The sequence below is a fragment of the Nostoc paludosum FACHB-159 genome, assembly GCF_014698835.1.
In the GTDB taxonomy this organism is placed as follows: domain Bacteria; phylum Cyanobacteriota; class Cyanobacteriia; order Cyanobacteriales; family Nostocaceae; genus Nostoc; species Nostoc paludosum.
Genome location: NZ_JACJTU010000069.1, coordinates 17,627 through 30,092 on the forward strand (window position 1 = coordinate 17,627; position 12,466 = coordinate 30,092).

12 protein-coding genes are annotated in these 12,466 nt (G+C 42.5%); 6 read left to right on the forward strand and 6 right to left on the reverse strand.

Going from position 1 to position 12,466, the window contains the following annotated elements:
• The first annotated feature begins 66 nt into the window (after positions 1–66).
• Both H6H03_RS35050 and H6H03_RS35055 read left to right on the forward strand, forming a co-directional pair.
• Entirely contained in the window at positions 67–1,836 is a 1,770-nt protein-coding gene (locus H6H03_RS35050) for a pentapeptide repeat-containing protein (RefSeq protein ID WP_190959622.1), read from the forward strand.
• Between the two features lie 512 nt (positions 1,837–2,348).
• Positions 2,349–3,419, forward strand: a complete 1,071-nt coding sequence (locus tag H6H03_RS35055) for an LOG family protein (RefSeq protein ID WP_190959623.1) — start codon at positions 2,349–2,351, stop codon at positions 3,417–3,419.
• A 250-nt stretch (positions 3,420–3,669) separates the two neighbouring features.
• On the opposite strand, the gene H6H03_RS35060 is transcribed toward H6H03_RS35055, so the two are convergent.
• Positions 3,670–4,284 (reverse strand): Uma2 family endonuclease, encoded by a 615-nt coding sequence (locus H6H03_RS35060; protein WP_190959624.1) that lies wholly within the window; start codon positions 4,282–4,284, stop codon positions 3,670–3,672.
• 629 nt (positions 4,285–4,913) lie between these two features.
• Here H6H03_RS35060 and H6H03_RS35065 point away from each other — a divergent pair.
• The 3 genes from H6H03_RS35065 (at position 4,914) to H6H03_RS35075 (ending at position 8,701) form a co-directional block, all read left to right on the forward strand.
• On the forward strand, positions 4,914–6,236 hold the full coding sequence (locus tag H6H03_RS35065) for a D-alanyl-D-alanine carboxypeptidase (RefSeq protein WP_190959625.1): 1,323 nt from the start codon (positions 4,914–4,916) through the stop codon (positions 6,234–6,236).
• A gap of 364 nt (positions 6,237–6,600) precedes the next feature.
• Complete coding sequence (locus tag H6H03_RS35070; RefSeq protein WP_190959626.1) at positions 6,601–7,815, forward strand: HhoA/HhoB/HtrA family serine endopeptidase; 1,215 nt, start codon at positions 6,601–6,603, stop codon at positions 7,813–7,815.
• A gap of 91 nt (positions 7,816–7,906) precedes the next feature.
• Positions 7,907–8,701, forward strand: a complete 795-nt coding sequence (locus tag H6H03_RS35075; RefSeq protein ID WP_190959627.1) for a class I SAM-dependent methyltransferase — start codon at positions 7,907–7,909, stop codon at positions 8,699–8,701.
• A gap of 49 nt (positions 8,702–8,750) precedes the next feature.
• Here H6H03_RS35075 and H6H03_RS35080 read toward each other — a convergent pair whose 3' ends face one another.
• From H6H03_RS35080 to H6H03_RS35090, 3 genes are all read right to left on the reverse strand, one after another.
• On the reverse strand, positions 8,751–9,653 hold the full coding sequence (locus H6H03_RS35080; protein ID WP_190959628.1) for an MBL fold metallo-hydrolase: 903 nt from the start codon (positions 9,651–9,653) through the stop codon (positions 8,751–8,753).
• A gap of 11 nt (positions 9,654–9,664) precedes the next feature.
• Complete coding sequence (gene panD, locus H6H03_RS35085) at positions 9,665–10,048, reverse strand: aspartate 1-decarboxylase (protein WP_190959629.1); 384 nt, start codon at positions 10,046–10,048, stop codon at positions 9,665–9,667.
• 120 nt (positions 10,049–10,168) lie between these two features.
• Complete coding sequence (locus H6H03_RS35090; RefSeq protein ID WP_190959630.1) at positions 10,169–10,681, reverse strand: inorganic diphosphatase; 513 nt, start codon at positions 10,679–10,681, stop codon at positions 10,169–10,171.
• A 105-nt stretch (positions 10,682–10,786) separates the two neighbouring features.
• Here H6H03_RS35090 and H6H03_RS35095 point away from each other — a divergent pair, with 105 nt between their 5' ends.
• A complete protein-coding gene (locus tag H6H03_RS35095) occupies positions 10,787–10,975 on the forward strand; it encodes a hypothetical protein (RefSeq protein ID WP_190959631.1) in 189 nt (62 codons plus the stop codon).
• Positions 10,976–11,203: 228 nt separating this feature from the next.
• Here the strand turns inward: H6H03_RS35095 and H6H03_RS35100 are convergent, their stop codons facing one another.
• Positions 11,204–11,392 carry a hypothetical protein gene (locus H6H03_RS35100; RefSeq protein WP_190959632.1) on the reverse strand — a complete coding sequence of 63 codons (189 nt, stop codon included), beginning with the start codon at positions 11,390–11,392 and terminating at the stop codon, positions 11,204–11,206.
• Between the two features lie 880 nt (positions 11,393–12,272).
• A partial coding sequence (locus H6H03_RS39965; protein ID WP_206758000.1) for a hypothetical protein occupies positions 12,273–12,466 on the reverse strand: 194 nt, incomplete at its 5' end.

Consider the following 12,466-nt stretch of genomic DNA (forward strand, 5'->3'; position numbering starts at 1 on the left):
AACCAAACTAGCAATTAGTTCGGGATTATCAAAACAATTACATCAAATGTATCAACGGGCACAGAAATGTCAACATATTTATCTCAAGTCTGGAAGCTGCTGACAAATTATGTGAGAGGTACAAGGTTGCAAGAGATGTCAAAAAACACATCTGCGGAAACCGAAGCAGTTTTGCCTCTAAGAAAAAGTATTAAAGAACCAGATGAAAGCATTAAATTTGCTCAAGATAATTTGCCGGAATATTTATTGTGTGAAAAACTGCAAAAAAGTTTAGAAAAATGGACATTCACAGGGAACACTTGGAATTCTAAGATAGACGAAAAGATATTGAGTAGGCAACCTACTGGGTTATGTTTTGCAGTGGGCGATCGCCAACTGCACGAAGAGATTTACGATTTACTAGGTAACGGTGCGCTGAAACCCGAAATAGTCAACGAACTGATGGAATTCGTGGTTACAGATAAAAAAATTAACATAGAAGTACTTTTTTGGCGGTTAGAAGATTTTTATCATCGTTGGTGTCAGGGAGAGTTTATTGATGCCACACCAGAGGATAACCTACCTCAGAAAAAAATGTTACAGTTGGCAGCAAAAAATATTGCGATCGGGCTAAGACAGGTAGATATATATACAGGGCTAAACGTACTGATTTTACTGCTAGAGTTACACCACTACGCCCAACAACGAGAACAACTCAAACTAAAAATTATTTTCTATCCATCTGCTCAACCAGACACAGACAATTTTTTTACATCCCAACTACTGCGAATCATTAACTATAGCGATGCCCTGGAAATTGGCAACTTTAGCAGCATAATCGGGCAATTTCTCAAAAGCGGCAACTTTATCGGTGCTTACCTCGGTGATGCTAACTTGACAGGGGTAGATTTTAGCAACGCCAACCTCAGCCGTGCTTACCTTGGCGATGCCAACTTAACAGGAGTCAACTTCAGCGGTGCTAACCTTACCACTGCTAACTTTGGTGATGCCAACCTCAGCGGTGCCAACCTCAGCGGTGCCAACCTCAGCGGTGCCGACCTCAGTAGCGCCAACCTCAGTGGTGCCAACCTCAGCGATGCAAATCTCAACCAAGCTAACCTTAGCCGCGCTGACCTTAGTAGTGCTAACCTCAGCCGTGCCGACCTCAGCCGTGCCGACCTCAGCCGCGCTGACCTCAGCAGTACCAACCTCAACTATGCCGACCTCACCAACGCCATTCTTTTCGGTGCCAATTTGAGTGACGCCAACCTCAGCAACACCAACCTCAGCCATGCCGACCTTTGTCGTGGCGACCTCAGCGGTGCTGACTTGAGTCACGCCATCCTCAACGGTACGAACCTTAGCGACACAATTCTTTTCAGTACCAATCTCAAGGGCGCTATCCTCATCGCCGCCGACCTCAGTTACGCCAAACTCAATGGCGCCAAGCTCAACAACGCCAGACTCGACGGTGCGATGTTCTTAGGCGCTGACCTCAGCGGCGTAGACCTGAGTCGAGTGACTCTCAACGAAGCCGACCTCAGTGGCGTAATTCTCAACGACGCCGACCTCAGTGGGGCAGACCTTACCGACGCCATACTTTTCGGCACAGACCTCAGCTATGCCAACCTCAATAGTGCTAACCTCAGCGGTAGTAACCTCAGCGGTGCGCTTCTCAATGGTGCAAATCTCAGCCATAGTAATCTCAGCAGCGCCATTCTCGGAGGTGCTGACCTCAGCGACGCCAATATGGAACAAATGACCTGGGGTCAAAAACAGCAGTGGGAAAGTGTGCGGGGATTAGAGACAGCAGTTAATGTGCCAGAAGCGTTGAAGGAGGAATTGGGGTTGAAGTGAGGAGATGAGGAAGACGCGGGGACGCGGGGATGGGGAGACGCGGGGACATTTTTAGTTTTTGCGTCTTTTGTAATTGGTTATTCTCGTAAAAGAATTTTTTAATTCACAACACAAGTGCCTTGGTTCACAACACAAGTGCCTTGGTTCACAACACAAGTGCCTTGGTTCACAACACAAGTGCTTTGGTTCACAACGCAAGTGCTTTGGTTCACAACACAAGTGCCTTGGTTCACAACGCAAGTGCTTTGGTTCACAACACAAGTGCCTTGGTTCACAACACAAGTGCTTTGGTTCACAACGCAAGTGCTTTGGTTTAGAATATCAACTTTTGAGTTCCAAACTCGATTTTTCTACTTCCAACGCCAAAAGATGGGTATCTTAGCTTGAGTAATGACAAATACTACCTCAAAGCTAGTTCTGAGAACCCTAACTGCACATCACAGGGTTATATCCCGCTTGCTAGAGTATGAGTCGTTCACGTAAAATATAGTGCCATTGTTCCGGAAGTTCTCATGACTTCATCTGCGTCATTTGACACGTTAGAGTCTTTACAGGCGGATATCGCTGAATTAATCGTTCGTCTACCGACATTAAAAAATCGGCAATTTATTCAGCAAGCACTTGCTACCATTGTTCGCCTTGCTGATACCGAAATTGAGCGTCTTGATTGGAAAATATTGTCGGCTGCGCTAGCAGATATGGAGCGCGGTTTCCAGCTGTTTTATGATTACCGACACGTCCGCAAAGTCACGATTTTTGGTTCTGCTCGTCTGGCACCAGACACACCAGAATACCAAATGGCGCTGGAGTTTGCTCGCTGTGTGACTAAATTGGGATTTATGGTGATGACTGGCGGCGGCGGTGGAATTATGCAGGCGGGTCACGAAGGTGCTGGGCGAGAAAATTCTTTTGGTTTGAACATTCAGTTACCTTTTGAACAGGAAGCCAACCCCTTTATAGATGGCGATCCCAAGCTAATTCACTTTAAATATTTTTTTACCCGCAAGCTGTTTCTTCTTAAAGAAAGTGATGCTGTAGCTTTGTTTCCAGGGGGCTTTGGCACCCAAGATGAAGCTTTTGAATGTATGACATTAAGCCAAACTGGTAAATTTGGCCCGGTGCCTTTAGTTTTAATTGACCACCCTGGTGGTGATTACTGGCGCTCTTGGAGCGAATATATTGATAAGCAATTAGTTCAAAAAGGTCTTGTCAGTCCTGATGACCCCAGCCTTTACACGGTAACAGACAATCTGGATGTGGCTTGCGATGCTATCACCGGTTTTTACCAGGTTTACCATTCTTGCCGCTACGTAGGCGATCGATTAGTCATTCGTCTCAAGACAGATTTATCAGATGCCAAAGTCGAGCAACTCAATGCTGAGTTTCACGACATTATTATTCAAGGAAGAATTGAAAAAAGTCAAGCTTTACCCCAAGAAGCCCAAGATGAAACTGTTGAACTACCCCGACTGATTTTGTACTTTAATCAACGCGATTTAGGACGCTTGTACCAGATGATTGCCGCAATTAATCAGATGGGTACACCTTCATTAGAAGATGTAGCACATCCAGAAAGGAAGTAGGGTTTATGAGTGGATAAATCCACTCCACCCCGAATATTTTGACCAAGCTTTTAGGGTAGGTAATAGGCAATAGAAAGTCCCTAATAATTGATAAAGAGTAACTAAATTTTAATTTTGGATAAAATTAAACATTTGAAACAAGCTTGCTTGCCTATATGTTTTAAGGCGCCCTTTTTAAAATCTCCTAATTTTAATTCTGCGGATTCCCCTATTGCCTATTGCCTATTGCCTTAGTTGCCTAAAACATAAATTAGTTAGCCGCATCAAAAATCTGCTGTGCAGTTAAATTTAATTGGGGAAAAGTACGTGATGAAATTGCGGTGTTGCCTTGAAAGGGATTCATTTGATATTCACCATCAACTAATTCGCATACAAAAATAGTGGGTTGTTTGGGATTGCCGATAAACTTTCTTCCGCCTAGTGCAGCATAATCAGCAATCCAATATTCAGGAATTCCCATCTCTTCATAATCCCCAAATTTATCGTGATAATCATCTCGCCAGTTAGTTGAAACAACCTCAACTACCAAAGGAACCGATGCTGGAAGTCTTACTGTTGAATATTTTTGAAAAAGGGGTTCATTGTCGAGATTATCAAGATTTAAAAGCAACACATCAGGAGAATAAGCTGATTCCGCGGAAGGAGTTTTAACTAATGCTGTTTTGGGTATAGTGTAGGGAAGGTTCAGGCGATCGAACTCGACAGTTAGCTTTCGGGCTATAAATCCTACAACTTTTTCATGTTGTCCAGTTGGTGGTGGAACTTCAACAATTACTCCATTGTGCAATTCATAACGTTTGCCATCATTGGGGTACCATTCGACAAATTCATCGAAGGTGACTGATTTAGGCAAGGCTTGGGTCATAATCTTACATCCATATCTCTTTTAATTTATTAAAAAAATTACAAGTAATATTCTGATATTTAATTAATTTTAATTTTAATATAGCAATTTTATCGAAAGAGAGTTCAGTAGTAATAATTCAGAGTTTTACGATTCAATTATGTACAGAGTTAGCTGAATAAATGGGTTTAATTTGCTTACTAAATCGGTTAGTTAAGGATGGAATTGGTGACTGTGTAGTGAAGTCATCCGCATTTTTCCACATTTAGTTAAAAGTTAAATTGCAGAGCAGACGATCGCCAGAAATTCCCAACCATGCCCACAGCTTTTTAATTAGTGCAGCTTGTTCTCATTAATGGCGATCGCACTTAGAAAAAACTATAAATAAATTATTGTCAAAATTAACCTAAAAAATTATGCAATATGGCAATCCAATTCACTCTGTCTCCTTTATACTGGCTTTCAAGAGACGTGACTCTTGTAGTCCGTTTTTTTTGGTAAAAGGCGTGACAAAAATACGGTAATTTAACCTACTTCCAAATGAGAACAATACCGTTTATTATGGCTCAATCCCGATCGGCGTAAAAAAGCGTGTATATTAGCACAGTAAATAATACATAACATCCTAAACAGACATAGAGGAATAAAATATGCTAGAAATACTGGGTTCAGGTTTGGTGTCTCTTTGGCTAGAAATGGCTGGGGTACACATCAAGCCTCTAGATGCTTTAGATGCATTGGCTTGGCAAAGTAGCCCTGGCTTAGTTCTTGCCCCCGATCCAAATCCAGCTGGGGCAACTACGGTACAGACATATCTTAAGGAATTAATCACAACCAAGGTAGTAGGGCAAAATCTGGCTGAGAGTCAGGGAATTTGGATGCAGTCAGGGCCGATGCTGATGGCAAATCACCAAGGCACAACACCTCTACCAGCTGCCTCTTTAACTAAAATTGCGACTTCATTAGTTGCGTTGAAAACTTGGGGGCCAGACCACCAATTTGATACTTTGGTTAGTGTCACCGGGCCAATGGTAAATGGGGTTGTGCAAGGTGATTTGGTAATTACTGGTGGCGGCGATCCGATGTTTGTTTGGGAGGAAGCGATCGCCCTTGGTAATACTCTCAATAAAATGGGTATCAAGCAAGTAAAGGGAAATTTAGTAATTACTGGCAATTTCGCCATGAATTTCCAACGTCAGCCAATGCTGGCGGGTCTAATTCTCAAGCAAACACTAAATTCTGCCACTTGGGGTCGCCCTGCTAATTACATTTACTCGATCATGCCCAAGGGAACACCAAAGCCGAAAGTCCTAATTACGGGCGCTGTGAAATTTCAGGCACAACCAAACCCCCAACAAACTTTGTTAGTCCGTCATCGTTCATTACCGCTGAAGCAGCTGATTAAGGAAATGAACGTTTATAGCAACAATGAAATGGCAGAGATGCTGGCAGACTCAGTGGGAGGAGCTGCTGTAGTACAATCAACTGCTGCTTATCTTGCTAGGGTGCCGCAATCGGAAATTCAGTTAATCAATGGTTCTGGACTGGGGCCAGAAAATCGTATTTCCCCTAGAGCTGTTTGTTCTATGCTTATGGCCATTCAAGGGGAAGCAAGCACCCATCAGTTGAATCTAGCTGACTTGTTCCCCATGTCTGGATTCGATCGCCGAGGAACATTGCACTCCAGACACATACCCTCTGCTACTGTAATTAAAACAGGCACTCTCCGCGATGTTAGCGCTTTAGCTGGAGTCATGCCCACCCGCGATCGCGGTTTGGTTTGGTTTGCGATCATCAACCGTGGTACAAATGTCTGGGGTTTACGTACTGGACAAGACCAACTCTTGCAACGTGTTGTTCAACAATTACAAGTACCTCCAACTGTTCCTACCGCTCTGACTCCCCACTCAGCCATCAATTCTTTACCCCAACTAGGCGCAGTCAGTCGTAACGAAATTTTATTCCCAAGTTAGTTTATTTGTTATTGACAGCAGATTCTTAAATTCTGCCTCCTGAATTTTTGGAAAACTCCAAAAAATAAATTATCTAACACTCCTTCAAAACTACTTTTTGCTCCCCTGCCCTAAAAGCTATGGGATATTTTATTTACAAGTTCCTCCTGACTGGGTAAAAACCGAACTTGTAAAGTGTAAATCCCCATAATAGCTTTTGGGGTAAATTTTCTATTAATTTGATTAAAGTAGCTTGCAAAATACTCTAATCTTGATTGCGGTGTAAGCAAGCAAAACCAAAAGCCAAGTCAAATTTGTAAAAATAATCGTAAATAGATTTGTCACGACTAAGTAACAATTAAACTTCTAAATTTAGGTTGTGATTATGCGATTTACCAAATTTCCCAGGTCTATGCGTCAGTTCGGCACTCATGTATTAGCGATCGCGCTAGGAGTTGTACTCACAATCAGCACATTACAGGTGTTGCCCTCCCAAGCCGAACCTGCGCCCATTGCTCCTGCTGTGGATAGTTCAGAAATCATTGCCCAACGACAATCACCAGCAACTTCCGCCATCGGCAGCAGTAGCTTTGTCACAGCAGCAGTCAATCGTGTGGGCACAGCAGTCGTCCGTATTGATACTGAACGTACAATTACTCGCCGCATCGATCCTTTTTTGCAAGACCCCTTTTTCCGCCGCTTTTTTGGTGATGGTTTCCCCCAACAGATGCCTTCTGAACAGCTACGGGGTTTGGGTTCAGGTTTCATTATTGACAAGAGTGGCTTAATTTTGACTAATGCTCACGTCGTGGATAAAGCAGATAAGGTAACAGTCCGGCTCAAAGACGGCCGCACCTTTGAAGGCAAAGTTCAAGGGATTGATGAAGTCACAGATTTGGCAGTAGTCAAGATTAACGCTGGTAACGATTTACCAGTGGCGCCGTTGGGTTCTTCCAGTAATGTACAAGTGGGAGACTGGGCGATCGCAGTTGGTAATCCTTTGGGATTTGATAACACTGTTACTTTGGGAATTGTCAGTACCCTCAAACGTTCCAGCGCCCAAGTCGGTATTAGTGACAAACGTTTGGACTTTATTCAAACAGACGCCGCCATTAACCCTGGTAACTCTGGCGGGCCACTGTTAAATGGACGAGGTGAAGTAATTGGTATCAACACAGCCATTCGCCCTGATGCAATGGGTATTGGGTTTGCCATTCCCATCGATAAAGCCAAAGCGATCGCATCTGCACTGCAACGAGATGGCAAAGTTGCTCACCCCTATTTAGGTGTGCAAATGTTAACTTTGACACCCGAACTTGCCAAGCAAAATAATACCGATCCCAATTCTCCTATTCAGATACCAGAAATTAATGGTGTTTTTGTCATGCAAGTTGTTCCCAATTCTCCAGCCGCATCTGCTGGTATCCGGCGCGGGGATATAATTGTTCAAGTTGACGGTAAAGCAATTACGACTGCTGAACAATTGCAGAATCTTGTGGAAGACAGTCGCCTTGGTCAAGTCTTACAAGTCAAAGTGCAACGGGGTAATCAGACACAGCAAATTTCAGTACGCACAGGTGAATTACAAAACGCTTCTTAAGGGCAAGATAGCCGATTTTAATTAAAGTAGGGGCGCACAGCTGTGCGCCCCTACAGGGTGTTTATCCTATCAAATTTAAGTCAAACAAATTATGTTCATTTTAAAAGAGGCGATCGCTTGTCCTCTTTGTCATCAACCTTTAGCCAAAACCCCACAGCAGTGTGATACGTGCCACAATTACTTCCGAAACGAACTCCAAAAAACACCTTCATCGTTAATAGATTTAACTCCTGAGGCGCTACATAAACAGATACAAGGCAATGCCATTCAAACAAAACCTTTACGCACTGAACTATTTCGTTCTCCTATCATTTCTTTTTTCTATGAACGTGTCCTACCACCAATCTGGGCAACAGGGCTACGTAACCTTGGCGGTATTGATGTAGAGTTCGCCCAATGTACTGAATTTTTTGGTGAAAACCCTGGAATCGTAGCAGATATTAGCTGTGGCACAGGCATTATGTCCCGACGGTTAGCACTGCTGGGCAAGTGTAAGCAGGTTATTGCTGTAGATTACTCGGAGACAATGCTGTCACAGTTACAACAACAAATGAAACTAGATGGTATATCACCGTCTAAAATCGTAATTATTCGTGGCGATGTTGAAGCACTACCCTTAGTATCAGATTCTATAGATGCGATTTATGCTGGAGCCGCAATGCATTGCTGGCCTAACGCCGAAGAAGGAATTCGCAACATTTACCGAGTGTTGCGTAGCGGTGGCAAATTGTTTGCGACTACTTTTCTCAAGCCATTTCCTAGCATTGTTTTTCGCTTCTTTTCTGTAGACGAACTACGGCATATTTTACTGACAGCAGGCTTCAATTCAGACTGTGTGCAAGTAGAAGCTCGCGGACTTTATGGAATCATCAGATGTATTAAGTAGTCATGAGTTCAAAACCAATGCCCGATGCCCCATACTCCATGCCCAATCACTAATGACCAACAGTCAACACCAAACCTTCATGAGCTAGTAATGCTCCAGAAAAGGCAGATTTGACATCAGCTTGAACTTTATCCAGAAAATCATCATGGTCATCTGGGTGATGATGAGAAATGGCTAATCGTCTAACCCCAGCATTAACAGCTACATTGACTGCAACTTGCCAAAGTAAATCAGCAGAGTCATGGTCGTGAGATGTTGGAGGAGTGTAGGTGGCATTGGCAATCAACAAGTCAACACCTTGAACGAACTGTAAAATCCGCTCTAGTTCCGCTTGCTCTGCATTTTGGTGCAAATCTGTGACGTAGGCAACACTATATTCCTGCCAACTAATTCGGTAGCCAATTGACCGCTGAGTTTGATTGATTAATGCAGTTGTAATAATCACATCATCTAGCTTGAGGTCGCTGTCTGGAGTGAGATTGTAAAACTGTAGTTCCGACTGCATTAGCTGTAAAGGGTATGGAAAGTGCGGCTGGAGCATCTGGTCGCACAGACATTGTTTAATTGAGGCACTATTTGAGGCAGCTGTGCCGTAAATATGGAAGCAATTTTCGGGAATAAATGCGGGAGCAAAAAAGGGAAAGCCTTGAATACGGTTTGATTGGGAATTAGTGAAAAATAAATGGGCTTCTAGTGGTTCTTGTACTTCTTGCCAAGTTTTACCTAGTATGCGTAACCCGGTACCGCCATCAAAAATCAACCGTTTTCCGGCTACATGCATTTCTACACAAGCGGTATTACCACCATAACGACTGGTGTTTTCGCTGGGAGTGGGAATCAAACCCCTCACACCCCAGAATTTCACTAGAAACTGACCTGCTGGACTACTGAGCAGGCTAGTTGACTTTTTAGGTATATAACTCTGGGAACCCGACAACTCAAAATTAGACATTTTTTTTGAAATTAGACCTTACTGAGCAGGTCATCATAGCGCCGCACTTCTAAGAGTCTGTTGTTTTCGTCCACAATGACTACTGTAGGTGAGTAGCTTTTTAACTCCTCTGGAGTGAACTGCCCGTAAGTCATTATAATCAAGCGATCGCCAATAATGCCTAGACGTGCCGCAGCCCCATTTAACTCAATGATTCCTGAATGGGCTGGAGCCGGAATTGCATAAGTAATAAAGCGCTCGCCATTGGCATTATTCACTACTTGCACTTGCTCATAGGGTAAAATGCCAGCTTTTTCTAGTAGGATGCGATCGATACTGATACTACCTACATAGTTGATATTCGCGCCAGTGAGGGTGCAGTTATGAATTTTTGCCAAAAGGAGAGTACGCTGCATTTTGATTTAGGGTTAGTGGCAGTTTTGGGAGCTGTAACAGGCGAAAGTTATTAAAAGTTAGGAGTCAGGAGTGAGGAATAAAAATTCATAACTCTTAACTCCTAACTCTTAACTCTTCTATTATGCTTTATAAGCTTTGACGGATTTTTCGACTAAAGCTGCAACCTTATCTACATCTTGCCAACCGAGAATTTCAGTTACCTTTTTTTCCAAATTTTTGTAACTGCGGAAAAATTCAGCAATTTCATCTAAACGGTGCGGTGCTATGTCTTTCAGGGATTTTACTTGAGCGTAGCGTGGATCTTTGTCTGGAACACAAAGAATTTTTTCATCGCGATCGCCTCCGTCAATCATCTCCAAAAAACCAATTGGCCGGGCGGCAATAATACAGCCTGGAAAGGTTGGCTCATCAACAATCACCATTCCATCTAAGGGATCGCCATCATCAGCCAAGGTATTCGGTACAAAGCCGTAGTCATAGGGATATTTGACCGACGAATAAAGTACTCGGTCTAGAGCAAAAGCTTCTAGTTCCTTGTCATATTCGTATTTATTTTTACTGCCACCTGTAATTTCAATCAGAACGTTGATCAGGCCTGGCTTTGGTTGGGCAGGAATACGAGATAAGTCCACAAAAAACTCCTCTGATAACGGTAGATTATGGGGGCACTCAGCTTCGCTCCCCGTGTAGAATTTTAGGGCAATATGGATCTCTTCCCAAGAGATTGGGTGTTGGGCATGGGGCAAGCAGGAAGGGTGGGAGGTGTGGGAGGTGTGGGAGGTGTGGGAGGTGTGGGAAAAAATCTTTCCCCCCTCTCCCCCCTCTCTCCCCTCTCTCCCCTCTCTCCCCCCTCTCTCCCCACACTCCCCCATCCCCTCATTTCTCCCCACACTTCCCCATCTCTCCTCTGCTCCCCACTCCTGTGATTTACCCAAAGCAAAGAATGGAAAAAGCGTTGCGAAATTTGCTCGCAACGCTTTTTCCAAGAGGGTAGTTATGAATCTGCGCTCCATAGCAGTTCAAGCATAGTTCAAGGCATCAATTGATGATAAAAGCCTCATACAAAAAGACTTTCAAGCCTATTACCTGTTGCCTATTGCCTATTTCCTATTGCCTATTCCCTGCCATACAACACTAGGACAAACTGAGTATCATTAATCTTTAGTTTCTTGCAGGTTTTGGATTGCGGGTTGCTGGTTATTTTGAACATCATTTGAAGAGTAGTGCCCGATGACAAATACGGGTAAGGTAAGAGTCAACAGAGCGATCGCGGTTCCCACAATGTCTGCCAACCTGTGTGAGTATGTGTCGGCAGAACTGGCAGACGGACTATTTGAATTCATACAATATTGAAGTTATTCGGATCGTTGTGTAGGTTTACTCTCAAAAGAGAGTTTTGATGCTATTTTAGCTAGTTTTAAACTGTAAGATGTGGAGCCTTAAAGTAGCTAAACCACTTTTATAACTGTCATACTACCAATTTTTTACATTTCATTTTTAATACAAAGTTACACAAAAATATATCATCTTGAATTTGGCGATCGATATTTTCAATTCTTTATCTATGTTGTCTAATTAATTGCATAAGCATAGTCTTTACCAGCAGCAATATAGGTTACATTTTTTCGCTGCTTAAAGATTAATTAGAAAAACGTATCTTTTAGATACTTCGTAATTATAACATCCTCTAACGCCTTTGATCCGGTCATCTTGATTTAATTACTAATTTGTGATATAGGATACCAAACTGCAAAAACAGCGATAAATATTCGTAGTTTTCGATTGTTCTATATTAGTTACACACAAAAATATTTGACACTAGAGAAAAAACGGTAGCAAATAATTTTTAACATTATTTATAATTACCGGATAAATACAGATATATCATCTGTCTGATGCGGTATATATTCAGTGATATCACTAAATCAATATTTCCTAACTTAAATTCGTCAGTCCATCTATGGTTAGAGCCAATTTGTCAATCTATATATAGGTAGAAATTGAAAGTAATATATTTATGTTTAGGTTAATTTTAGGTTAAGTTTTTTGCCTCTAATGCAACCGTATTCGCTGATAATACCAATTTGAAAAAACAATGTGATAGATGTATTCCCACAACCCTTACACCCAAACCAATTCCTAACCTAAAATCTAAAATCCAAAATGGTATAAGGTATTACGCTTTGAAATTGCACAGCCAATCATCCTGTTGACGGCTGAGGATTAACTGTTAACTGTCAACACGAGGTAGTGGTTTATTTCCTTTACCATACTCAAGTTTTTTGAATGGACAACTGGTACAGAACTTACCCCGGATTTCTCACCAAGATTGAAAGAAGAGGGGTCAAAAACTGCCAAAATGTATGTTGCAAAAGAATTCCAGCAGCTTAAAGCATGACCCCAAGTAAAAATCATTC